The organism is Solidesulfovibrio alcoholivorans DSM 5433 (assembly GCF_000702665.1).
Lineage (GTDB): Bacteria > Desulfobacterota > Desulfovibrionia > Desulfovibrionales > Desulfovibrionaceae > Solidesulfovibrio > Solidesulfovibrio alcoholivorans.
The window spans coordinates 464,881-489,456 of sequence record NZ_JNJA01000001.1; the positions used below are offsets into that span (position 1 = coordinate 464,881).

Below are 24,576 nucleotides of genomic sequence, written 5' to 3' on the forward strand. Positions count from 1 at the left end.
GCTTGTCCTCGTTGGAAAAGGGTTGCGGTTGGCGTGGGGCGCGGAAAAAGTTTTATTTCTGATACGTGATTAGCGCGGTTTATTTAAAATGCGCAACAGAAAATTCGATTGTTGCGTATCGGTGGGGTGCGGGACGCGACGGGAGCAAGGAGGGCCGTGGCCGGCCTCTTTTCGGGGAATGCGGCTCGGCGCGGCGCAAGGGCCGCCGGAGAAGAACGCGCTGCGCGGGGGTTACGGCTTCGGCCGGTGCCGCCCCAGGATGCGCCGGGCGGCCGGTGCTTCCACGAAGCGCGAAAGGAGCAGGCCCGTAACCACGGTCGCGGCCATGCCGATGCCGCATACCGCCGGCCACGTGTCCGGCAAAAGGCGCAAAAGGGCCTGCCACGGTTCGAGCGTCAGCGGCTGGAGCAGGTAGACCGACAGGCTCGCCCCGGCAAAGGCGCGCACGGGCCGCGCCCCCGCCCATGCCGGCGCGCGCGCGGCGAGCCCCAGGCAGACAGCCGCCAGACAGGGCGCGTACAGGGCATTGTTGGCGAGCACGGACAGGAAAAACGAGCCGTGTGGAAAGGGGGTAAACGCCAGCAGGCAAAGTCCCGCCCCGGCCGCGGGCCCGAGCCAGGCCGGCGGGCGCGCGCCCAGCAGGAACAGCCGGGCCGTGGCCATGCCGCACAGGAATTCGGGCAGGCGCAGGTACGGGGCGGTGTAGGTCAGCCACTGGAAAAAAAGCCCGGCCAGGTCCGTGGCATGGTCCGCAAAGACCGGGTGGGCGGCGGCGACCCGGGCGAAAAGCGCGGGCCAGGACGCCGCGATCCAGGCGTCGGCGCAGACGGCCGTGCCCAGGGCGCAGGTGGCGGTGACAAGGGCCGCGCGTCTTGTCGCCAGGGCGCTGACCGGGCGCAGCAGCAACGGAAAGAGCAGGTAGAAAAAGACCTCGGTGCTGACGGCCCAGCCGATGGGAAAGAGGGACGGGGCTTCGGGCGCGAAAAACCAGGTCTGGACCAGGGTGGCATGGGCCAGCACCTCGCCGGGAAAGCGGGTGAAAAAGCCGGGCTCGCGCAGGACGGCCAGGCCGAGGTGCGCAAGCAGCAGCAGAAGGTAGACCGGGTAGATGCGGGCCAGCCGGGCCAGGGCGAAGCGCTTCGCGGAAAACGCCGGCGCGTCCGGGCGCGGGGCGTGGGTGTAGAAGAGCACGAAGCCCGAGAGCACGAAAAAGCCCGACAGTCCCGCCTGGGTCAGCCGCGCCGCAGGGATGGCCAGAAACGGGTGCCGCGGCAGGGGCGTGAGCCAGGCCAGGGCGTGCCCGGCCAGCACGGCCAGGGCCGCCAGGGCGCGAAAGCCCCCGAGGCCGGCCAGAAACGGCGGCTTGCCGCGTCCTTTTTCCATCGGCAAGCCCCTACCAGGAAGCGCCCGGCCTGAAAAGCCGGGCGGCGGCGGAGATGACAAAGCGGCCATGAGTTCGTATTCTAGGAAAAGCGACCCCGGGACGACCGGCGTCCCCATCCCCAAAGCCTTTTTCCAGACGGAATCCATGACGCACACCCTTCGCCCCAAAGACCTGCGCGCGGCCTGCGACCCCGCATCCCTGCCCTTTGCCGACAGCCGGGACATTCCCGACGACCCCGACGCCCTGGCCAAGACCCAGCCCCGGGCGCATGCCGCCCTGAGCCTGGCGCTCTCCATCGCCGGGCGCGAATACAACATCTACCTCGCCGGCGAGCCCGGCATGGGCCGCACCCATTTCGCCCGCCGCTTCCTCGACCCCGAGGCGGCCAAGGGCAAGGTGCCGCCGGACTGGCTCTACGTCCACAATTTCGACGACCCGGACAGGCCGCGCGCCGTGTCCCTGCCGCCCGGCCAGGGCAAGGGCTTCAAGGTCGCCCTGGCCAAGGCCGTGACCGACATGCGCGAGGAGATTCCTGCCCGCTTCGAGCGCGAGGCCTACCAGACCGAGAAGCAGTCGCTGCTGCGCGGCTACAACGCCGACCGCGAGACCGTGCTCGACGAGATGGAGGAGCGCGCCAAGTCCGAGGGCTACAGCCTGTTCGTGGACGACCAGGGCGGCTTCACCCTCTATCCGCTGCTCGAGGGCAAGGTCGTTTCCGACGAGGAATTCGAGCGCCTGGACCCGGAGCTCAAGAAATCGCTCAAGGCCAAGGGCGACCGGCTCCTGGAGGAGATGGGCACGGCCCTGCGGCGTCTGTCCAAGGAGGAGCGCGGCTACCGCGACCGGGAAAAGGACCTGGAGCGCGCCACGGCCGGCGAGGTCGTGGACGCCCATCTGGCCGCGCTCGCCTCCTACCGCGAGGCCAACCCGGCCATCGACGGGTTTCTTGCCGCCATGCGCGCCGACATCCTGGACAACATCGACGCCTTCATGCCCCAGGCACAGGCCGCCACGCCGCCTCCGGTCCACGGCGAGGCGCCCTATCCCGACGACATCTTCTACCGCTACGAGGCCAACCTGTTCGTGGACAACGGTTCGCTCACGGGCGCGCCCGTGGTCATCGAGGACCACCCCACCTACTTCAACCTCATGGGCTGCATCGAGCGCGAATCCGAGATGGGCGCGCTCTACACCGATTTCACGCTGATCAAGGCCGGCTCCCTGCACCGCGCCAACGGCGGCTTCCTCATCATCCGCGTGGACGACATCTCGGCCAACATCGGGGCCTGGGAAGGACTCTTGCGTGCCCTGCGCTCGGGTCTTGGCCGCGTGGAGGACCCGGCCGAGGGCGGCGAACACGTGCGCACCCGCACCATCGAGCCCGAACCCGTGCCGCTCGACCTCAAGGTGGTGCTCGTCGGGCCCGACGAAGCCCACGAGCTGCTCCTTTACAACGACGAACGTTTCGGCAAGCTCTTCAAGCTCAAGGCCCACCTCCAGGAGACCATGCCGCGCACCGAGGAAAACGTGCGCGTCTACCTGTCGCTGGCGGCCCGGGCCATCGACGAGGCGAAACTGCCGCCTTTCGACCGCGCCGCCCTGGCCGGGCTCGTGGAATACGCCTCGGTTCTGGCCGAGGACCAGGCCAGGCTTTCGCTCAAGCTCCCCCTGGCGCGCGAGCTCATGATCGAGGCCGCGGCCCTGGCCCGGCGCGAAGGCGCGGCGCAGGTCGGCCTGGCCCACCTGCGCCTGGCCCGGCGCGCCAGGGATTTTCGCGCCAACCTCTACGAGGAGGAATACCTCGAGGAGTACGACCGCGAGATGATCAAGGTGTCCACCGCGGGCGAGGCCGTGGGCCGGGCCAACGGCCTGTCCGTGCGCATGTACGGCGACTACGCCTTCGGGCTGCCGCACCAGATCGCCTGCACCGTCGGCGTCGGCCACGGCGGCATCCTGGACCTCGAGCGCGAGGCCGAGCTCGGCGGGCCCATCCACACCAAGGGCATGATGATCCTGAAAAGCTACTTGATCGGCCGCTTCGCCCAGGACAAGGCGCTGGTCATGACCGGGTCGCTGTGCTTCGAGCAGAGCTACGCCGAGGTGGAGGGCGATTCGGCCTCGGGCGCGGAACTGGCCGCGCTGCTCTCGGCCCTGGCCGAGCGGCCGATCAAGCTGCGCTACGCCATGACCGGCGCGGTCTCCCAGTCCGGGGCCATCCTGGCCGTGGGCGGGCTCAACGAGAAGATCCGCGGCTTCTTCACGGTCTGCCGCCGCCGGGGCCTCACCGGCGACCAGGGCGTGCTCCTGCCGGCGGACAATGTGGTCAACCTCATGCTCGACGACGACATCCTGGAAGCCGTGGACAAGGGGCTTTTCCACATCTACCCCGTGACCACCATCGAGGAGGTCATGGAGATTCTGACCGGCATTCCCGCGGGCGCGTCCGGCCCCGACGGGAAGTTCCCGCCCGAGAGCCTCTTCGCCCTGGTGGACGCGCGGCTCTCGCGCATGGCCCGGTGCGCGCCCATGGGCTTTTCGCAGCAGCAACCCGGACAAGGATGAGGCCATGGCCAGCAACTGGTTCGACGAGAAACGCGCCGAGTTCATGCGCGACCTGCTGCGCGACTACTGTCTGGCCGTGCAGGTCCTGGAACGGCTTTTCCGCGATTTCGACCGCACCGGCACCATGGCCTTCGAGGACTTGAAGGACCTGCTCGGCGAGGAGATGAACAAGGGTTTGTTGTGGCGCTTGAAGGACACGGCCCACCACCTCTTCCGCGAAGGCGGCGGCGTGAGCCTCGTCGGCCAGTTTCTCGACTGGTGCATCGGCTACATCTTCCACGAGTCCATGAAACTCAAGGAAGATGCCTACCAGCAGCAGAACTACGCGCCGTGGTTTCGCTCCATGCAGGAGCGCGAACTGCCCGAGCCCGACCTCATCATCAGCCGCGAGCTGTTTCAGCTGCTCATGCAGACCGCCGAGAGCATGCAGCGCGAGATCCGCCGCATCCGCTTCCTGTTCGGCGAATGCCGCAAGCTCTTCCCGCTTTTCTTCGCCGACCAGAAGGAAAACCACTGGCTGGCCCGGTTTCTCTTCAAGCGCAACGAGCTCGTGCGCGAGGTCTTCGGCCAGGGCTACCGCGAGCTCGTGCGCGGCGTCTACGGCAACACGCCGGAATTCCTCTACGTCATGGCCTCGCGCAGCCTGCGCGAGGGCGGCTGGATGCAGCAGGCCGCCGAGGCGGCCGAGGAAGCCTGCCGCCTGTGCCCCCAAAGCGAACCCGCCCGCCGCGAAAAGGAAATCGTCGATACCTGGCGCGCCCATTTGCGGGCGTGAGGGGGAAGACGGGGGGAAAGAGGGAAGATGCCTCCGGCGGCCAGGAGGGGCACTGCCCCTCCTGGACCTCCCGAATGGGGGGAAGGTCAGTTTGACAGGAGCAGTTGGCTCCAGGGCAGGCCGGTCGCTGGCGGGGCCATGGACGCGGGCTGGATGGCCAGCGCCCTCGCGCCGCCCAGGTCCGCCGCGCCGTTGCGCAGCCCCAGGATGTATTTCCCGTTCGCCGCGTCCCCCAGCGAAAGGCCGATGGTCTTGTCCCGGTACTCCGTGCGCGAGGTGTTCTGGTTGCCCGTGCCATAATAGAGCCGCACGGCTCCGTTGCTGGAAAGCCGCACCGCCGTGTTCACGGGTCTGCTGTCGACCCAGGTGTGGGCCTTCCAGATGATGGTCACGCTCGTCGCATCCTGCCTGACGGAGATGTCGTCACCCGTCGTGGACGTGGTCAGCTTGTCCCAGTACGGGGCAACGGCCACGGCCGCCTTGAGATCGTTTACGCTGTTGAGGCCGCTCGTGATCGCCGTGCCGAAGGAAAGCATGCCGTTGCTGCCGACGTTGACCGTGGTGTAGGTCGCGCCGCCAAAGGGAAAGGCGAACGGCAGGGCAAGCGGCCAGGACTGGTCCGCGCCCTGCCAGCCCTTGGCCGTGCCGCCGCTGGGGAAGGCGTCCGGGGTCTGGTACTGGGCGTAGCCGCCATAGGTCGGGGCCTTGGCTTCCGTGTGGTAGCCGGTCAGGGCGAGTTTGCGGCCGAGGTCCCAGGGATCGCTGTAATAGCTCGGGTGCTCGCTGTTGTTGTCGCCATTTCCGTCGAGCGTCTCGTCCTGGAAGGCGTCCTTGCCCAGGGCGTAGAGGTACGCCTCTTCCATGGTCACGATCTTGTCGTCGTTGGAGTCGCCTTTGGTCAAATCGGCCAGGGCCTCGGTCACGTAGTAGGAAAATTCGTCGTAGCCGTTGCCGGTGTATGAGGAGTACGACAACTCCCACCAGCGGGAAGCTGACATGAGCACGCGATTTTTCCCCTTGAGCGCTTCGGCGAAGCCGCCGGAATAACACTGCTCGAAAATGCCTACGATGGCCTTGGCCGTGACCTTGTTCACCTCGGCCGCGAATTCCGCGTTGGTGATGGACGTATCGTTCCACAGCCACAGCACCACGTCGGTGTTGGAGTAGGGCGCAGGGTTGGTGGCGCTGTTGTTGCCGCCGTGGTCCGTGGTGAAGATGTAGAGGATGTCCTCGCTCGTCATCTTGCCGGCCAGTTCGTTGAAGACGGTGGTGATGTTCTCCTTGAGCGCGCTGTAGCGGATGTCGTTGATCTTGTCGTCGTTCAAGTCCCAAACGGAACTCGTGTTGTCCGACTGGTCCACGGCCGGGTTCTGGCCGTCGCTGATGAGCACGTAGATGTTGTCCTGTAAAAAGCCGTTGGCCTTGAGCGTCGTGAAGAAATACGAGCAGTCCTTCCAGTAGCGCGTGTGGTTGTTGTAGCGGTCCGCGCCGCCGGAAATGATGACCGCGTAGCGGTGGCTGGCGTCGGTCGCGGCTTTTGTCGCCGTGCGCGTCGTGACGGCCTGCGGCGTAAGGAGCGTCGCCTTGTCCGACGCCGTGGGCCAGGAGGTCAGCTCCGTGAAGGCCCCGAGGTCCTTGGGCGGCATGGTGGCGTCCACCGTGGTGATTTCCCCGGTTTTCGCAACGAGCACGTAGCGGCAGGGGTGTTCCCAGTTGGCTTGCGGCTTGTCGTCCACGAAAAAGAGCCAACCCGGACCGCCGGCAAGCGAGGCTTCGCCGCGCCACAGGGCGACCGTGGCCGTGTCTTGCACTTCCTCGTTCGCCACATAGACGCGCCGGCCTTGCAGGCTGTGGCCGAGCAGCCGGTCGGTAAGCGCGGTAAGGGCCGCCTCCCGGCTGGCCACGGCCGCGGTCGCCGCCGCCTTTCGGGCGGAGGCGTCCACGGTGGTGAGGCCTGTCGGCAAGGTCTCTACGGCGCGGAAAACCGTTTTGCCGTCCTGGCGCACGAGGGCCGCCAGGAACATCGTCCTGCCGCCGCCCAAAGGAAGGGAAACCCCGAACAGCCAGCCCGGGCCCTCGCCCAGGGTCACGGTCCGGGCTCCGTCGCTGACGGCGACAGTCCCCTGGCGCAGGTCCGGGTCGCCCGAGAGGGCGGCTCCTTCGCCGCCTGCGCGGGCGTCCTGGGCGATGAGCCGGTCGCAGGCCTTGGCGTAGGTGTCGATGTCGGCCGCGTGGGCCGGCAGGGAACAGCATAGAAAGACCACGACGAACGTTGCGGTCGAAAACAGGCGGCCGATGTGCATGAAGGGCTCCTCCTGGGAAACGGGGGATGCGGGCAATCGACGAAACGGCATTTTGACTATACAAGAGCCCCCATGGGCAGACAAGCGGTTCCGGGTCCCCTGCCGCGCTTCGGGCGGGGGGATGCGCGCGGCGTTGCGGAGAAGCGTCCGTGAACGCCCCGGTCGCGCTGTGGCGACGGCTTCTCGCTTCCCCGCTGGCCACCGCCCTGGCCCTGGTGCTGCTCATCCTGCTGTCGGCTTCGGCCGCGTTCTATCTTCTCGAATTCGCGGGCAGTTCCGATAAAACGTATTTTGACGCCCTGTGGTGGGCCATGGTCACGCTCTCCACCGTGGGCTACGGCGACATCGTGCCCACCACCGTGGCCGGGCGGCTGGTGGGCATGGCCATCATGGCCACGGGCGTGGGCGTCATGGCCGCGCTGACCGGCAATTTGGCCTCGGCGCTCATCGAACGCAAAAACCGCAAACGTCAGGGGCTGTTGCCAGTGAAGACTTCCGACCACTGCCTGGTGCTCGGCGTCAACGCCCAGGCGCCGGAACTGCTGCGCGCCCTTGCCGCGTCCGCTTCCGCGCACAAGCGGGGGCCGGCCGTGGTGCTCGTCGCGCCGCTGACGCCCGAGGATTTCGCCGAGATGGCCGCGGACCTGGACCTGGGCGACCGGCTGGAGTTCTGCCGGGGCAATCCGGCCCACGAACCCACCCTGGGACGCGCCTCGCCGGCTACGGCCCGCTCCGCCTACATCCTGTCCCAGGACGGGCTGTCCCCGGAGGAGGCCGACCAGCAGACCCTGCTTGCGGCCCTGACCTTTCGCGGTCTGGCCCCCAAGGTGCGGCTGTGCGCCGAGGCCCTGCTGGAGAGCAGCCGCAAGCCCTTGAGCCGCGCCGGCGTGGACGTGACCGTGGTGCGCGGCGAACTGGCCGGCCGGGCGCTCGGTGCCATGGGCGAGCATCCCGCGCTGTGGCATTTCCTGGAACGCCTCCTTGGCGGCGCGGGGCATCGTGCCATGGCGGCCCGGACGTTTGCCGCCGAGGAAAAGGGCCTCGCCTGGTCGCAGCTCGTGGCCAGGGCCATGGCCGCGGACGGGGAGATGCCCGTCGCGGTCTTTCGCCTGCGCCGCGACATCGACATCCGCGAGCTGCTCGATGCGGATTCGGCCCTCGACCAGTTCATTTCCGAGCTGTTCGCGGCCTACGGCCAGGACGGGCGCATCGGCAGCGAAGGGCCGAGCGTGGTGGTCAATCCCGGCGACGGCCTGGACCTCGGGGGCTTCGACGGGCTGATCTTCCTGCGCGCGGGCGGTCCCGAGCGCAAACCCGCGACTGTCGCGGAAGGCGGGGGGGCGTAAATGGGCGAGGCGTCCTGGGCCAGGGCCGAGCTGTTCGCCGGGTTGTCGCCCGGGGAGCTGGACGCGGTGCGGCCGTTTTTCGACACGGTGGCGCTTCCCGCCGGCCGCGACGTCATTGTCGAGGGCACGCCCGGGGACGACATGTTCCTCCTGGTTTCGGGCAAGGTGCGCGTGCGCAAGGCCATGGTGCAAAAGGGCATTGCCGTGCCGGCGCTGGAGGCCGAGGCCGGGGGCAAGACCCTGGCGGACCTAAGCGACGCCCAGAGTCCGTTTTTCGGCGAAATGGCGCTCCTTGACCGCGACATTCGCTCGGCGAGCGTCACGTGCCTCACGGACTGCCGGTTCCTGCGCATCGACCGCGACCGTTTTTTCGCCTTCCTGGCCGAGCGGCCGGAGATCGGCGTGAAGCTGGTCACGGCGCTGGCCAAGCGGCTCGCCCGCGTGGTGCGCAAGAACAACAACGAGATCGTGAAATTGACCACGGCCCTGGCGCTGGTCTTGAGCCGCCGCGGGCAGGGGAGGGGGTAGGGAGGCTATTTCCGCAGCGCCGGATGCTCCATGACGATTTCGCCTTCCACGTAACGGAAGACCACGTCGCGGGTCTCCTCGGGCACGGCCAGCACCGCCTCGCCGATGCCGATTTCGACGTTGGCCCCGACAAGGCCGGGCACGATCACCCGGCAGGCGGAAAACCGCCGCATGGCCGCCGGATGCGACCACAGCCGCGCCAGCTGCGCCTGGCAGGACTCGAGCAACCGTTCCAGGCGCAGTACGTCCGCGCCGCAGGCCTCGGCGCGTTCGCCGCCCCGGGCCACTTCCTCCTGGCAGGTCGCAAGCTCCATGACCAGTTCGCGCACCCGCGCCTTCAAATGCTGGTCCTGGTGGATGCGCTCGGGATCGTAGCCCAAAAGCAGCCGCGTCTGGCTCTGGCTGCCGCCGCCGAGCTGCTCGCCCACGTAGACCGCCTCGCCGCAATAGGCCTCGCCGCCGACGAGCCGGCCTTTGACCGCGAGTTTTTCCCCGGCGAACAGCCGGCAATGCATGCTTGCGCCGTCGATGAGGATGTTCTGGCCGGCGTGCAGCACCGCGTTTTCGCAGTACCTGGCCCGGATGCTCTTGCCGGCGCGCACCGTGCCCCGGCCCCCGCCCTGGATGCCGGCCTGGCAGGAGACGCCGCCCATGGCGCGCAGCTTGGCCGCCTCCACCGTGCCGCGCACGGTGATGTTGCGCCCCATGACCAGGAAGCCCGAGCGCACGCCGCCGCCCACGAGCACGTCGCCCACGGCCACGATGTTGCCGGTGTGGAAATCGATGTCGCGCCCGATGGAGAGCGTCTCGCGCACCAGAATCAGCCCGTCCACGCAGGAAACGTGGCCGTTGACCGCGGCCAGCAGCCGGCTGGGGTTGGACGGGTCGACGCGGCAGCCCTCGCCGTGGGGAAAGGACAGGTCGTCGGAGAGGATGGTTCCCGGCTCCGGCGCGTCATCCGGGTCGACCTCTTCCCATTCGGCCAGGAGCTGGCCGGCGACCACGTTCTGGGCGTAGCCCAGGTCGAACTGGTCCACGGACCCGTCCTCGCGGTTTTTCGGACGCAACCGGCGACGTTCGTAGTCCGGATCGAAGTGGTATCTCAGGAGGTACGGCATGGGCTTCCGCCGGTTTTTCCGGGCTGCATGCGGGTCATTGGCCTTATGATGGGATTCGTATCGAACCCCATGGGTTTGCACAAGCCCCGGCCGCGTCCTGGTCATGAAACAAGCGCCCGGGGGGAGGGGCCGTGCGCAGCGCGCAGCCCGCGCCAATTGACGCACGGGAACGAATATTTTAACCTTCCATACTTTTTTTGTATCATCCATCATGCGCAAAGGCGCGCCCAAACCACGAATTAGGCGAAACCTATGGAAACTCTCCGCACCCTTCCGGGCGACGACGTCCGGCAAATCATGTGGCGTTTCGCGGACCGCTTCGACCTCCAGATGGCCGTCCAATCCACCCGCGCCGTGGCGCGGGGACTGGTCGCCCGGCTGGTGGCCGAGGGCGCGCGCCACTCCCACGAATGGAACGAGCAGAAAAACCAGCTGCTCGCCGCCTTCGACGAGTCCGGCATCACCGCCGTCTTCCTCGACCCGCACCAGGGCGGCTTCATCGAGGGCCCCAAGAACATGGCCCTGGCCCTGGTCGCCTTCGAATTGTCCTGGGTGGACGCCGGCGCGGCCACCTGCTCCCTGGCGAGCAACCTGGCCCTGTCGCCCATCCACGAGCGCGGCACCACCGAACAGCGCGACCACTACATGAGCCTGTGCGCCCCGGCCCCGGACAAGACCCCCTGGCGCGGCGCGTTCGGCCTGACCGAGCCCCTGCCCTACGTCGGTGTGGACACCGGCGTGCTCGTCGGCAAGGTGCGCATCGACTCCTGGGAGGAAGGGCAGGAGCCCATGCTCCAGGTCGACAAGCGGGGCCGCTTCATCACGGGCATGGACTTCGCCAATTTCGCCACCGTGGCCGTGGACACCGCCGACCCGCGCATCAAGACCTCGTGCATGGTCATCCTGGAAGAGACCGACCCCGGCCTGTTCGACCGCGGTGCGCCCACGCTCAAGATGGTCCACCAGCTTTCCTCCACCCGCGACCCGGTCTTCAGCATGAAGGTGCCGGCCAGCCGCATCATCGGCGGCTACACGGTGAAAGACGGCTGCATCGTGCCCAACTACTCCCACTCCGAGATCATCGCTTCGGTGTTTCACCGCACGCGCGTGCCCGTAGCGCTCATGACCACGGCCAAGCTGCTCTCCGCCGTGGAGCCGGTCATCCGCTACCAGCGCGGCCGTTTCCGCGGCGGCGACGCCTGCGCCGAGGGCACGCCCAAGTACGAACTGGGCCTGCAACAGAAGCAGGACGCCCCCATCCGTCTGGCCGAACTCTGGGCCACGGGCGAGGCCGGCGCGTCCATGGGTTTCGCCACGGCGCGGCTGTTCGACCATCTCGACCCCACGGAAAAGCTCAAGGAAAAGGCCCTGGCCGACGCCGGCGTCACGAGCATGCGCGCGCAGCTCTCGGCGCTCAAAAAGGTCCTGCCCCAGTCCGCGGAGTACGTGAACCTGCTTTTCACCCCCGAGGAAACCCGCGACGCCGCCCGCTTCGCCGCCCTGGACGCCGATCCCGTGGTCAAGTACCAGGCGCTCGAGGCCGAGGCCGGCGTGCTTTGCCCGGCCTGCAAGCTCTGGAACACCGGCCACGGCGCGACCGTCATGCGCGAGGCCGTGGCGCTCATGGGCGGCTACGGCATCACCGAGGACTGCCCCGGATTCCTGTTCCACAAGTGGAACGACTGCCAGCTCGAAGCCACCTACGAAGGCCCCGAGTGCGTGCAGCGCCGCCAGCTCTCGGTCACCATGGCCAGCGACGTCTTCGCCGTGTACCTCGAAAACTATGTCGCCGAGATGGAGCGCGTGGCCGGGACCAATCCCGAAACCGGCGCGGCGTCCGTCGCCGCCGGATTGCGCCTTTGGAAGGCCGCCCTCGACATCCTCTCGGCCGGCAAGGACGCCGACGGCAAGAAGCTCTACCACGGCAACCGGCAAGCCGTGACCTTCCCCCTGGCCGACGCCCTGTGCCCGCTTTTGGCCGGCCGCCACCTGATCCTCGACACCCTGGAACTGGCGGCCAAGGGCCCGGAAAACCCGATGGTTGCCGAGGGCCTTGCCGGGTACGTGTCCTTTTTCAGCGACTTGTCCAAGATCCAGTCCGCCAAGGCCGCCGGCGAGGCCGCGCGCGTGTGCGCCAATCTCGTTTACGGCTACGCCTCCGAGGGCGCGGACCTTGCCGCGTTCGGCGCGCTGCGCGCCGCCGCGGACGCTTCCCTCGCCGGCCTCGGCGCGGCCCGGGAACGCGCCGGCCAGGCGCTCACCCAGGTGATGATCCCTGAAGCGCTCGATTACCCGATGTAGAAGAGAAGATCGGGGCGCTGCCCCGAACCCCGCCGGGGGGCCACCATACCGTGGCCCTCTGGCCCCCCTTGCCGGGGGGGCGCGGCCGGGAGGACGGAAGATTGTCCTCCCGGCCGCGCCCCCGATAAGGGAGACGGTTGAAACTACCTTCACCGACAAAGGATTTGGGGACGGTGAGGGATCAGGGGCGGGACCCCCTTTTTCATGCTGCGGGCCGGATGGCCCAGGTCCCCTCCCCCGGTTCTCCTTTCCCCCATTCCGCACTACGGAGGACGCATGGAACGGCAGGTCATGGAGACGGACATCGTCTGCGTCGGATTCGGCCCGGCCATGGGCGGCTTTTTGACGACCCTGGCCCGGGGCATCGTCAACGACGACGGCTCGCCGGTCATGGAGAGCCCGCTTGCCCCGGGCATGCCGCCGCAGGTCATCTGCTACGAGCGCGCGGACGACCTCGGCGTCGGCGTTTCGGGCGTCGTGTCCAAGGCGCGCGGCATCCGGCTGAGCTTTCCCGATATGAAGCCCGCCGACGTGCCCCTGTGCGCCCCAATCACCGACGAGAAGGTCGTCTATCTCCTCGACCCCGTGGGCGCGAGCCGCCGGCCGCTGCTCATGAAGCTCAAGGACAAGGCCATCAAGGCGCTTGGCGAAAGGCTCCCGGGCTACAAGGACATGGCCGTGGAGCTGCCTTATATTCCGCCTTTCCTGCAAAAGCACGGCGGCATGACCTTCTCCATCGGCCAGTTCAACCAGTGGGTCGCCGGCCAGGTGATGGCCACTGGCGCGGCGCAGGTCTGGCCCGGCTCGCCCGTGGCCGCGCCGCTGGTCGAAAACCGCAAGGTCGTGGGCGTGCGTCTGGCCGACCAGGGCGTGGACAAGGCCGGCAAGCCCGACGCCGGCTACATGCCCGGCATGGACGTGCGCGCCGCGCTCACGGTCGTCGGCGACGGTCCGGTCGGGCCGGTCGGCCGCGCCATCGACGACATGCGCGGCCTGCCGGCCGGCAAGCACCAGCGCGACTACGCCGTGGGCATGAAGCTGGTCATCGACCTGCCCGGGCACTGCCCCTGGAAGGAAGGCACGGTCATCCACACCATCGGCTTCCCCGAACCGGAAATCTTCGGCTTCCTCTACGTGCTGCCCGACCGCACGGCCTCGCTCGGCATTTTCGTGCCCTCCTGGTTCGACAACCCCGTGCGCACCGCCTACCGCTACCTCCAGCACTGGATGCAGCATCCCTACATCTGGAAGAACATCAAGGGCGGGGAGCTGCGTTCCTTCGGCGCGAAGACGCTCCAGGAAGCCGGCCGCAACGGCGAACCCTACCTCGTCGGCGACGGCTACGCCCGCATCGGCGAAGGCTCCGGCACCACCAACGTGCTCACGGGCTCGGGCGTGGACGAGGCCTGGACCTCGGGAGTGCTTTTGGGCGAAGCCGTGGTGCACTTGCTCGAGCAGGGCCTGCCCTTTACCGCCGAGAACCTCGAGCGGACGTACGTCGCCCGCCGCCGCGCCTCCTGGCTCGACGCCGAGGCGAAGATCGCCGCCCGCTCCCGCGAGGGTTTCGCCTCCGGGTTCCTGCCGGGACTCATTGGCATGGGCATCTGCGGCCTGACCAAGGGCGCGCTCTGCTGGCCGGCCGATTCCAAGCCCACGCACAAGCGCATCCCGGGCATCGAGGAATACTACCGCGGCCGCATCCCCTGCGAGGAGATCGCGACCATCCGCCGGGAGTGCACGGCCAAGGGCCAGGCGCTGCACGACGCGCTCATGGACCGCGCCGGCTGGCCGGCCATCGCCTACGACGGCAAGCTGCTGCTTTCCCACCAGGACGCGCTGTTGATTGGCGGCAAGGTGCAGGCCGCGCCGGGCTATGCCGACCACGTCGTCTTCGACGACCCGGACACCTGCCGCGCCTGCTGCGAAAAGACCTGCATCGAGGCCTGCTCCGGCCAAGCCATCACCACCAACCCGGAAGACGGCGTGCCGCTTTTCGACCGGGAAAAATGCGTGCATTGCGGCGCCTGCCTCTGGAACTGCTCCAAGCCCTCCAAGGCCGACCCCGAACGCACCAACATCGTCTTCAAAGCCGCCGCCGGCGGCCTGCATTCGGCTGAGAACTGAAGAATAAGACCGGGAGAGGCGCTGCCTCTCCCGGACCCTCTCCGCCGGGGGGGATAATCCCCCCCGGCCCCCCTTGATAGGGGGGTAATAGAGAACACATGGTAATGCTTCTGCCCCTTGGCGGCGGCGCAGCCAGGGAGTATTCCTGGTTGCGCCCCCGAACAGGGATAGCGGTCACAAAGATAACCTTGGGAGTTTTTTGGGAAGGTGGGGGGCCGGGGGGAGGGAACCCTTTTTTGCAAAAAAAGGTTCCCTCACCCCGATTCTCCCGCCATCCAAAAGGAGTGCCTATGTTTCATATCGTCGTATGCGGCGGCATTGTGCCCGATCCGTTGCAGACGCTGGAGCCGGTCAAGGGTCCGACCGGCTGGGGCCTGAAGAACGAGATGATGCTGCCGTCGATCCTCGATCCGTGGGCGTCGCACGCCCTGTACGAGGCCGCGCATCTGGCCAAGGCCGTTGCCGGCAGCAAGGTCTGGCTGGTGTCGCTTGGCCCCAAGGCCAAGTTGCAGCAGGTGATGATGACCGTGGGCCAGAAGGCCCCCTTCGAGCTGGTGGTGGCCGACGGTCCGGCCGGCGGCTTCACGGATTCCTTCGAGGTCGCTGCCGCGCTGGCCACGGCCATCGAGGGCATCGCGGACCTGGACAAGACCAGGCTGCTGGTGTTCGGCGGCTGGCAGTCGGCCTCGCGCGGCGCGGGCTCCACGCTGCAGATCCTCGGCGAGAAGCTCGGCGTCACTGACCAGTTCCAGGGCGTGGACAAGCTGACCGTGGGTGCGGACGGCTCCCTCGAGGTCATGGAGCGCGTGGAGGGCGGGGCGTACCTCGTCTCGACCTGCGCCGGCGCGCCGGCGGTGCTCGGCTGGGCCACGGGCGAGTTGCCCGAGCCGGCCAACAACCCGCAGGTGGGCATGGCCAACATGCGGCTGATCATGCCGGCCCTGCAAAAGGCCAAGCCCGCCGCCCTCGACGCGGCGGCCATCGACTACAAGTCCGTGGCCGTGCCGGCGCAGAAGCGGGAGACCCGCGTGGTCAAGGATACGCCCGTGGACGAGATCGCCCGGGACATCATCGCCTGGATCAACAGCTAGGGCAGGAGGCCGATTCGCATGGAAACCATACTCTTTCTCGCTCCTGTCGAGGCTGACGGCGGCGTGTCCAAGGCCTCCCGCGAGGCCCTGACCGCGGCCAAGGCCCTGGCCGAGGGCCTGGGCGCGCCGCTTTCCGTGGGCCTTTTCGGCGCGGACGCTGCCGTCGCGGCCAAGGCCCTTGCGGCCTGCGGCGCGGCGAGCTTTCACGGCGTGTCCGGCGAGGCTTTTAGCGTGCCGCGCTACGCCACCGACGTCGCGGTCATGGAAGCGCTGTGCAAGGACGCCGGCGCGACCATCGTGATCGCCGCCGACGATTCCCGCGCCTCCCGCGCCCTGCCGGGCGTGGCCGCGCGCCTGGGCGGGCGCATCGACGCCCATGTGACCGCCGTCGCGGTCAAGGACGGCGCGGTGGTGGCCACGCGCGGCTATTACCGCCAGCGCATGCAGGCCGAGCTGACCCGCGCCGCGCGGCCCTGGTGCCTGACCGTTTCCGCCGGCTGCTACGCCGCCTGGGACGGCGCGCCGGGCGACGCGGCCGTGGTGGCCGCAGACGTGCCCATGACGGACGCGCTCACCCGCACCACGGTCAAGGCGCTGCTTGCGCCCGCGGCCGACGAGCAGACCATCCGCCCGGACGCCAGGCTCCTGTTCGTCGCCGGCGCGGGCTGGACCAAGAAACAGGCCGACGGCGCGCCGCATACGGCCGAGGCCGGCGAACTGATCCTCGGGTTTTTGGGCAGGTCCAAGGCGTCGCTTGGCAGCAGCAAGTCCCTCGTGGACATGGGTGGCGAGGGCGAGGCGGTGCTGCCTTTCCTCACCCACCTGCACCAGGTCGGCCAGACCGGCGCGACGCCGCGCCATCCCAAGGGCCTGGCCACCTGCTGCCACGGCGAGGAACCGCACGTGGTCGGCTGGCGTTTCATCGCCGAGCGCCGCGCCGTCAACCTGGACCCCTCCTGCGGCTGGGCCCAGGGCAAGGCCGACGTGCTTTACGTGGCCGACGCCTTCGCGGTCATGAAGAAGGTCAACGAGTTGCTCGGCTAGGCGGCGTTTCCCCGAACCGAAGAATACGGGCGGACCCTGCGGGGTTCGCCCGTTTTTTTGTGCCCGCACGGGGAAAACAAAACGGCCGGGAACGCGCGCGTTCCCGGCCGTATCTCCGCCTGGGCGGATAAAGGGCTAGATGACCTTGTTGAGGGCGTATTCGATGATGCCCTCGGCGCCGAGGTCGTGCAGCTTGGGGATGAGGTCGCGCACGGTGCCTTCGGCCACGACGATTTCGATGGACAGCCAGTTCTTGTTGTAGAGGTTGGCCACCGTCGGCGAGGTGAGGCTCGGCAGCAGGGCCATGATCTGGGGCATCTTCTCCTCGGGCACGTTCATCTTGAGCCCGACGAGGCCTTCGGCGCACAGCGCGCCCTGGAGCAGCATGTTGAGGACCTCGATCTTGCGGCGCTTGAACGGGTCTTCCCAGGACTTCTTGTTGGCGATGAGCTGGGTGTTGGTGAGCAGCAGTTCGGAGATGATGCGAAGCCCATGGGCCTTGATCGTGGTGCCGGTCTCGGTCACCTCGACGATGGCGTCGGCCAGGCCTTCGACCACCTTGGCCTCGGTCGCGCCCCAGGAGAATTCCACTTCCACGGGCACGCCCGCGCCGGCGAAATACTGCTTGGTGAAGTTGACGAGCTCGGTGGCGATTTTCTTGCCGGCCAGATCCTCGGGGCGCTTGTAGGGCGAATCCGCGGCCACGGCCAGGACCCAGCGGGCCGGCCGGTTGCTGACCTTGGAGTAGACCAGGTCGGAGACGACGACCACGTCGGACTCGTTTTCGAGAATCCAGTCCTTGCCGGTCAGGCCGCAGTCGAGGGTTCCGGATTCGACGTAGCGGGACATCTCCTGGGCGCGGCACATGGAGCAGGTGAGTTCGGGGTCGTTTATCTCGGGGAAGTAGTTGCGGTGGTGCATCCGGATTTTCCAGCCGGATTTCTCGAACAGCGCGATGGTGGCGTCCTGGAGGGAGCCTTTGGGGATGCCGAGTTTGAGCATCTTGGTGTTATTGTTGTCGGACATTTATTTATAGACCTCCTTGGGATCGAAGACCATGGGGGAGCAGACGCGCTCCTCGCCGTCACTGGTCAGCTCGGTGTAGAAACAGGATTTGCGCCCCGTATGGCAGGCCGCGCCGCCGATCTGCTCCACGAGCACCAGGATGGTGTCGGCGTCGCAGTCCAGGCGCACGGACTTGACTTTTTGCACGTGTCCGGAGGTGCCACCCTTGTGCCAGAGTTTCTGGCGGCTGCGGCTGTAGTAATGCACTTCGCCGGTCTCGAGGGTTTTGTCGTAGGCCTCTTCGTTCATGTAGGCCATCATGAGCACCTCTCCGGTGCAGGCTTCCTGGGCGATGGCGGGGACGAGGCCGCCGCACTTCGTGAAATCGGGTCGTTTCATGGAGGGATTCCTTATGCCCATTTTTTGCGCGAAAAAGGAGAGCTAGCTTAACGAAACGGCAAATAGGTGACAAGCGCCGCGTGTGCGGCCGAATTTTATGCGCCGTCGTCCGCGGGGCATGCCGCTTCCGCCCGCAACTGGCCGCAGGCCGCCGCGATGTCCGCTCCCTTGCTCTTGCGCACCGTCGCCACAAGCCCCTTTGCCTTCAGGATTTCCTGGAAGGCGAATACCCGCTCCGGGGAAGGCTGGCGAAACGGCAGCCCCGGCGTCGCATTGTACACGATCAGGTTCACCTTGGCCTTCACGCGCGAAAGCAGCCGCACGAGTTCCCGGGCGTCGGCGTCCGCGTCGTTGACCCCGGACAGCAGCAGATACTCGAACGTCAGCGACTCCCGGGGCTTGAGCGGAATCTGCCGCAAGAGCTCGATCAATTCATCAAGCGGCAGCTTGGCCGCGCCGGGCATGATCCGCTCGCGCTGCTCCTGCGTGGGCGCGTGCAGCGACACCGCCAGCGCACACAACCCCGTCTTCCCGAGGTCGAGCAGATGCCGCTTCACCCCGGCCGTGGACACCGTGATGCGCCGGCTGGAAAAATCGAGCCCCTGCGGATGGTGCAGCGACTCCAGCGTCTTGATGAGGTTCTCGTAATTGAGCAACGGCTCGCCCATGCCCATGAACACGAGGTTGCGCAGCGCAAGGGGTTCGCCCTTGTTAAGCAGATACTGCCGCGCCACCAGCACCTGCCCGAGCATCTCCCCGGGCGTCATGTTGCGCTTAAACCCGAGCATCCCAGTGGCGCAAAAGCCGCAGCCCATGGCGCAGCCCACCTGCGTGGACAGGCAGCCTGTGTAATGGTCCTTCTCGGGAATGAGCACGCACTCGACAGCCTCGCCGTCGGCAAGCCCGAGCAGAAACTTCACCGTGCCGTCCTCGCTCTCGCGCACGCGCACGACCTCGGGCCAGACGATGTCCGCCGCCTCGGCCAGCTTCGCCCGCAACGCCTTGGACACGTCGGTCATGAGCGCGATGTCGCGGCAGCCCTTCTGCCACAGCCACTGCCAGACCTGGCGCGCGCGGTACGGCGGCTCGCCAAGCGAGACGATCAGGGTTTCAAGCTCGTGGAAGGTCAGGTCAATCAAGTTCGTCATAGCGGTGTCTGGCGACATATGCCCGGGTATCCCCCCACGCGGATCACGGTGTTGCACGAAGCGCGACGATCTCGTTGAGACCGGCGCCCCGGCCCTTGAAGGACAGGATGTCGATACGCATGGCATCGACGGTAATAGGTCTTTCTAACTTGTATGGCGTCCATTCAGGGTGTTGGTGCAGCGTGAGCGTGTCCGAAAACACCACTTTCCCTTCGTTGTAAAGCGAAAGTCGAACGGTTTCCGTGGAGCGGTCAAATTGGATGCCGTTGTTGGTGTTGAGCAGGCGCACTTCGGCGACTGGCTCGGGTTTGGAGAACGCGATGTCCAGCGCGCCAAGCTTACCTTCCGGCAACAGCCAGTAGTCGTGGCAGACGTCTTCCGTGACGCTGTAGTCCGCTACGTTGCCGGGAGCGAAGTCCGTGTTGTTTACATTGCTGGTGTCTTGTGCGGTAATTTCTGAGAATTCGATTATATTGTTTAGAAGTTTCGATGAGCGATCATTGCGAATGTATATGGCAGGACATTGTGAATGAGAAAATTTTTTGTTTGTAAGCAAGGTGTAGTCGGACGTTACGGTACCATATAGTTTTTGGAAAATTTGAATTCCTTGTAAGCTTGAATTGTTAAATCCAAAGCTATGCTTGGTAACTCCATCGATGATAAAATCAGGTTGTGTTCGCTGAAAGTCTTTCAAAAAGCGACTTCGGAAATATTCGCGTAAGGGTGATGGGACGATCTGTGCAAAAGTATGCGTCTCTCGGGTTGCAGGCGTTGCTGGCGTGAGGGCATACCACTGGGGCATCCATCCCCAGATAAGTATGCTGTCAGTTTTTTTTATATTTAACCACGAAAATATATTTTGATTGTTGAACGTGGCAGAGGTGTGGAGTGGTGTGGTGTGCGGCCCGAAGTGACGTATCTTTCCAGTTAGTGAATGTGCTAAAGGCTCTGCAATAAGATAAAAACAAAAGATGAATGCACAAATCAAGTAATATATGCTTGGTCTATTGTGGTAAAAGAGAGAAATATGAATTGCGCTTGTGAAAAGAAGTAGCATGGGTAGTATAAACGTGAGGTAGTGGGGGAATAAATTGCCAGGTTTTATTGTGCAAAAAGAAGAGACAAGAACCAAAATAAAATAATACGTTATTAAAACCTTTGTATTGGTACTTGTTCTATCGATTAGAATAAACCTATAGACAATGGCGGCTATGCAGAGGGCTAGGCAAAAGTAAATAATATTTAGAAAAAAGTTATCGAATGCTAAAAGTCGATGAAAATTAAATAAAGATAAGCTGAATTCAGAGTATTTTAGACCCCATAGAATATAGCTATTGAAAAAGTCTGTGCCTGAATCAGTTACATATGTTAAGATAAATATTGGAATTGTCGGTATAATCGTTCCAGCAAAGAGGGATAAAATCAAAGCAATTTTTTTTGAAGGATAACGAAAGCATACTACAATAAGACAAAATATAAAAACGGTAAGCGCAATGGGAACGGCCTGAAGTTTAGAAAAAAAGACTGATGCTAAACAGAACCCAACTGTAAAACACGAAAAGAATGAAGATCTAGTTGGTAATTGAGAAAGAAAGAGCGACACAGAAGAAAAATTTGCCAACAAAATAAGAGTAAGCGGTAAAATTTCGCTATTATAATGCAGGAAGTCTGGATGGTTTGTTGCCGCAAAAAATAAACAAAAAAAAGTGGAGAAAATTATGGCAGATGAAATGCCCGAAGCTTTTTTTATGGTGAAGAAAAGTAAAATTGTAGACAACAAAAGGTAGCAAAAAGCAGTAATTCGCAGAGTGGAATAGGTGACGTCTTTGTGGAAAAGATAAGGCCAGCATGCGCTTAGGGAGTGCAAAAATCCACATGTGGTGCCATCGAGGACATTCCAGCCAATACCATAGCGTTTGATGAGGAGCGCATTTGCTGCAACTTGAGCTTCATCTGGGTTTAACGAAAATGGGTAAATTATCGACGCGTAGCGTCCATAGCCAAGAATACATGCAGTTAAAATGATAAATAAAAAGCTCAAAATAACGTGTTTCGATTCAACTCTCATAAAAAACCTCTCCATTCCTATTGCCAGTAAGAATGGGCGATGTTTTTATACTTTTTGTGCTACTGCAAATACGCTCAATCCTGCAACTTTATTATTTAAATACTGCAACATAATACTTTCTAATTTGTTTATTTGAAAAAAACAATTGTTTATCAATGGAGTGAGCGTGCGGAGATCCGATCTTGATTGCCTTGTAGGTGACGCCCATTGGCGTATTCGCAACAGAAGGCGATGTATAGCTGCTATAGGAAAAAGAAACCCATAGCAATATGTTGTACGAATAGTTTTTAATTGAACACTTTCCAAGAGTCCCTCTAAACTAGTCAAGGTATAGCGACGCTTGTGCTCTAAGAAGGTATCATGTGGTCCCCACAGCCACTGGAATGCAGGTACACAGATGAGAAAAATTGTCCCTTTTTTTGCATTGAGCGAAATGGTTGTGAGAAATTCTTTATCGTTCTCAATGTGCTCAATAATATCTATAAGTAAAATTAAGTCACAGTTATAATCTTTTTCAGTGATGTTTTTTCGATAAAAAATGTGCTTCCCGGCATGTATCTCATCAGCTTCATGAGAATAATATAAGTCGTAGCAAGTAGCTTTTTTTGCTTCAGTCGTTTCCAAAAGATTTTTTGAAAAAAGACCAGAACCAGCGCCGATATCGAGAATGCTGTTAAATACTTTGTTGGGGAGGAGGCTGTTTATAAACGACAATTTTGAGCAATAGTACCAGTGTGTAGAGACGGAATCCTCCAGTATATCAATCTCTTTCAGGTCCATATTGGTTTGTCTCTGCAAAAGTTCTTCGCGGGCAGTTAATTGTTTCTGCTACAATATAGAGCGTTCGGCGTTTTGTTTCTACTACAAGTCGAGCGATATATTCACCCATGACTCCTAATCCCAAAGATTGAATTCCACCGATCAAAAGGATAATGACCATCATAGAGGAATAGCCTGCGACAGGATCCCCGATTATTAACTTTTTTAGCACAACAAATAATATATATATCATTGCGAACCCAAAAAAGAGAAAACCGGTGTACGTCCAAAGGCGTAGCGGGGTGGCTGTGAATGAACATATTCCACTTACCCCATGGTTCAGTAACGCCGCGATTCCCCATTTTGATTTTCCGGCAGCACGTTTTGGTCTGCAATATTCTACTGCAGTTGTTGGGAAACCAACCCACGAAAAAAGACCTTTCATAAACCGATCTCTTTCGGAAAGCTTTAGAATCTCCTGCACCACACGCCTCGACATCAACCTGAAATCGCCGACGTTGGTTTGTATTTTCTGCGGGGATAAAAAATTAAATATTCTATAATAAAGTTCAGCTGAAAATTTTTTAAAAAAGGTATCGCTGTTGCGATCGACACGTAGCCCCACAACTACGTCAAACCCTTCCTCTCGCTTGCGCAAGAAATCTATTATTAATTCGGGAGGGTCTTGGAGATCAGCGTCCATTGGGACGATATCTTCACCAGAAGCATACCCAAGGCCGGCAGTCAACGCCGCTTCTTTTCCGAAGTTTCTGGAAAAGGCTATAATCTTAATTCGCTCGTCCTGTGATGCAAACGCTCTAAGCTTTGGAAGCGTGTCGTCTGTACTGCCATCGTCAATGCAAATTATTTCATAATTTTTATTTGTCACTTTAAGTATTTCAATTAGTTTTTCGAACAATATATGTAGCATTTCTCCCTCATTATGCATCGGAATAACAATTGACAATTCTGTTGTGTCGTGATGATTTGTGAAGGTAGAAGTACTCATGAATTTAACCAACGGGCTGGCTGAATTGATTTAAGGAAGTGCTCGATTTGTCTGTTCTTTGGCTTGGTGCGGTGATAGGTTTAAAGTAATAGCAAGGCGATGGGGGGCACTCTGATTTTGTGTCTAGAATAATGAATCTTGTGGCGATAACCAGTAAAATGTGTGTCACGCAATAAAGATACAAGTATGAACATGAAGGTCCAGCTCAACCTGAAGGCGTCACTGGACCTCTCGCTCTATGTCTCTTCGGCTGCGCCTCGCCTCCGTAATCTAGTGCAATTCCTGCTTATCCCAATACGCGCGCACGAACGCTTCCGCCTCGGGCAGCCCGGTGACATCGCCGGAGATCTGCGCCTTGAGCAGCGCGTCGCGGATGAGGCCGACGGCGGGGCCGGGTTTGAGGCCGAGCAGTTGCATGATCTGCGCGCCGTTTAAAAGCGGTTCGAGCATTTCCTCGGGCGTCTCGGTCCGCTCGAGCATCTTCTTGTTGTGGTTGAATTCCTTGTAGGTGCCGCTCACGGCCTTGATGTCGGCGCGGGCCATTTCGATCAGGCGCGGGTACTGGTCCAGGGCCTTGAAGCGGCGGATGCCCCGGTCGGTGAGCATGAAGTGGAAGCGCATGTGGTTGCGCACGAGGCTGCAGACGAGATCGGTCTCGTCGGGCGGGAAGCCCAAGCGCGAGAGGATCTTGCGCGTCACTTTCGCGCCGACCTGGTGGTGCTGGAAGAAGTGCAGGTCGCCGTCGGCGTATTCGGCGGTGTGCAGCTTGCCCACGTCGTGGAACAGGCAGGCCAGCGTGCCGTACCAGTCGTAGGGCAGCTCTTCGGGATAGTGGCGCATGACGGCGAGCGTCTGCTCGAAAAGCGTATATTCGACGCCTTCCTCGGATTTCTGCTTGATGCGGGCGAGGGTGGCCACTTCCGGCAGGAACCAGTGCAGGATCATGGTGTCGTAGAGTAGTTCCACGAACGTGGCCATGTTCTCGGCCTCGACCTTGCGCCATTCATCCATGACGTCCTTGACGGACACATAGTCGAGGATGCGGCGCGAGGCACGCAGGATGGCCATGAAGGTGTTGGCTTCAACGGGAATGTTGTAGTTGGCCGAGAAACGCAGGGCGCGCACGGCGCGCAGGTAGTTCTGGCGCAGGGACTCATCCGCGATGCCGATCAGGCGCACCTCGCCCGAGGCCAAGTCGGCGAAGCCGTCGTGGGCGTCGACCTGGTGGGGGAGATAGGGGCAGGCCTGGTGGGGCGGCAGGATGCCCAGGGCATCCAGGCGTGCGACGAGGCGGCTGGTGAGCCGGGCCACGGTCTCCTCGGGGTGGGAGGCGTCGGCGGTGTCGGCCGGGTGGAAGTGAAAAAGCGTGCCGTTTTGCAGCACGCGCGCATAGGAGCCGCCGGCGTCCACGGCCTCGGTGTCGGGAAAGAGCTTTTGCAGCTCGGTCAGGGGCGCGTCGGTGGCGAGGTCGAGTTCCGGCGCGGCCTTGTCCAGGGCTTTTTCCTGCAGCACGGCGTTTATGACGTAGGCGTCGTAGCCGTTGCGCATGATGGTCTTGCAGATGGCGGTGGCGTCCTTGAAGGGTTGCGCCATGGATATCCTCCGAAAGCGT

Annotated in this window: 18 protein-coding genes; 8 read left to right on the top strand and 10 right to left on the bottom strand. The window is 62.9% G+C overall.

The genetic code is table 11. The features are described 5' to 3' along the window. Positions 1-231 precede the first annotated feature (231 nt). A complete protein-coding gene (locus Q368_RS0102125) occupies positions 232-1,383 on the bottom strand; it encodes an acyltransferase family protein (protein WP_029457088.1) in 1,152 nt (383 codons plus the stop codon). 145 nt (positions 1,384-1,528) lie between these two features. Here Q368_RS0102125 and Q368_RS0102130 point away from each other — a divergent pair, with 145 nt between their 5' ends. Continuing rightward, entirely contained in the window at positions 1,529-3,946 is a 2,418-nt protein-coding gene (locus Q368_RS0102130; RefSeq protein WP_029457089.1) for a Lon protease family protein, read from the top strand. A gap of 4 nt (positions 3,947-3,950) precedes the next feature. Then, positions 3,951-4,721 (top strand): hypothetical protein, encoded by a 771-nt coding sequence (locus Q368_RS0102135; protein WP_029457090.1) that lies wholly within the window; start codon positions 3,951-3,953, stop codon positions 4,719-4,721. A gap of 86 nt (positions 4,722-4,807) precedes the next feature. On the opposite strand, the gene Q368_RS0102140 is transcribed toward Q368_RS0102135, so the two are convergent. Further along, entirely contained in the window at positions 4,808-7,024 is a 2,217-nt protein-coding gene (locus tag Q368_RS0102140) for a C13 family peptidase (RefSeq protein ID WP_029457091.1), read from the bottom strand. 149 nt (positions 7,025-7,173) lie between these two features. Here Q368_RS0102140 and Q368_RS0102145 point away from each other — a divergent pair, with 149 nt between their 5' ends. Both Q368_RS0102145 and Q368_RS0102150 read left to right on the top strand, forming a co-directional pair. Beyond that, a complete protein-coding gene (locus tag Q368_RS0102145) occupies positions 7,174-8,370 on the top strand; it encodes a potassium channel family protein (RefSeq protein ID WP_052359974.1) in 1,197 nt (398 codons plus the stop codon). Beyond that, positions 8,371-8,898 carry a cyclic nucleotide-binding domain-containing protein gene (locus Q368_RS0102150; protein ID WP_029457093.1) on the top strand — a complete coding sequence of 176 codons (528 nt, stop codon included), beginning with the start codon at positions 8,371-8,373 and terminating at the stop codon, positions 8,896-8,898. A 5-nt stretch (positions 8,899-8,903) separates the two neighbouring features. Here Q368_RS0102150 and Q368_RS0102155 read toward each other — a convergent pair whose 3' ends face one another. Further along, a complete protein-coding gene (locus Q368_RS0102155) occupies positions 8,904-10,016 on the bottom strand; it encodes a FapA family protein (protein WP_029457094.1) in 1,113 nt (370 codons plus the stop codon). A gap of 252 nt (positions 10,017-10,268) precedes the next feature. Here Q368_RS0102155 and Q368_RS0102160 point away from each other — a divergent pair, with 252 nt between their 5' ends. The 4 genes from Q368_RS0102160 to Q368_RS0102175 all read left to right on the top strand — a co-directional run bounded on the left by Q368_RS0102160 (position 10,269) and on the right by Q368_RS0102175 (position 16,576). After that, the gene (locus tag Q368_RS0102160) at positions 10,269-12,317 is read left to right on the top strand and encodes an acyl-CoA dehydrogenase family protein (RefSeq protein ID WP_029457095.1); all 2,049 of its coding nucleotides are present in this window, start codon (positions 10,269-10,271) and stop codon (positions 12,315-12,317) included. A 276-nt stretch (positions 12,318-12,593) separates the two neighbouring features. After that, positions 12,594-14,441: a 4Fe-4S ferredoxin gene (locus Q368_RS0102165; RefSeq protein ID WP_029457096.1), complete on the top strand. Its 1,848-nt coding sequence runs from the start codon at positions 12,594-12,596 to the stop codon at positions 14,439-14,441. A gap of 290 nt (positions 14,442-14,731) precedes the next feature. Beyond that, on the top strand, positions 14,732-15,532 hold the full coding sequence (locus Q368_RS0102170) for an electron transfer flavoprotein subunit beta/FixA family protein (protein WP_029457097.1): 801 nt from the start codon (positions 14,732-14,734) through the stop codon (positions 15,530-15,532). Between the two features lie 18 nt (positions 15,533-15,550). Next, positions 15,551-16,576, top strand: coding sequence for an electron transfer flavoprotein subunit alpha/FixB family protein (locus Q368_RS0102175; RefSeq protein ID WP_029457098.1), 1,026 nt, complete (start codon positions 15,551-15,553; stop codon positions 16,574-16,576). 135 nt (positions 16,577-16,711) lie between these two features. On the opposite strand, the gene hisG is transcribed toward Q368_RS0102175, so the two are convergent. The 7 genes from hisG to Q368_RS0102200 form a co-directional block, all read right to left on the bottom strand. Continuing rightward, positions 16,712-17,578, bottom strand: coding sequence for an ATP phosphoribosyltransferase (hisG, locus tag Q368_RS0102180; protein WP_425423668.1), 867 nt, complete (start codon positions 17,576-17,578; stop codon positions 16,712-16,714). Positions 17,579-17,602: 24 nt separating this feature from the next. After that, complete coding sequence (hisI, locus tag Q368_RS0102185) at positions 17,603-17,980, bottom strand: phosphoribosyl-AMP cyclohydrolase (protein ID WP_029457100.1); 378 nt, start codon at positions 17,978-17,980, stop codon at positions 17,603-17,605. A gap of 95 nt (positions 17,981-18,075) precedes the next feature. Next, positions 18,076-19,128: a dual-specificity RNA methyltransferase RlmN gene (gene rlmN, locus Q368_RS0102190; RefSeq protein ID WP_029457101.1), complete on the bottom strand. Its 1,053-nt coding sequence runs from the start codon at positions 19,126-19,128 to the stop codon at positions 18,076-18,078. Between the two features lie 43 nt (positions 19,129-19,171). Further along, entirely contained in the window at positions 19,172-21,196 is a 2,025-nt protein-coding gene (locus Q368_RS25460; RefSeq protein WP_156955618.1) for a hypothetical protein, read from the bottom strand. A 45-nt stretch (positions 21,197-21,241) separates the two neighbouring features. Next, positions 21,242-21,976: a class I SAM-dependent methyltransferase gene (locus Q368_RS24305; protein WP_084158637.1), complete on the bottom strand. Its 735-nt coding sequence runs from the start codon at positions 21,974-21,976 to the stop codon at positions 21,242-21,244. Beyond that, positions 21,957-22,964 carry a glycosyltransferase family 2 protein gene (locus tag Q368_RS24310; protein WP_084158659.1) on the bottom strand — a complete coding sequence of 336 codons (1,008 nt, stop codon included), beginning with the start codon at positions 22,962-22,964 and terminating at the stop codon, positions 21,957-21,959. The genes Q368_RS24305 and Q368_RS24310 overlap by 20 nt, the downstream gene beginning before the upstream one ends. Positions 22,965-23,234: 270 nt before the next feature. Next, positions 23,235-24,557: an HD domain-containing protein gene (locus tag Q368_RS0102200; RefSeq protein ID WP_029457103.1), complete on the bottom strand. Its 1,323-nt coding sequence runs from the start codon at positions 24,555-24,557 to the stop codon at positions 23,235-23,237. Positions 24,558-24,576: the final 19 nt, after the last annotated feature.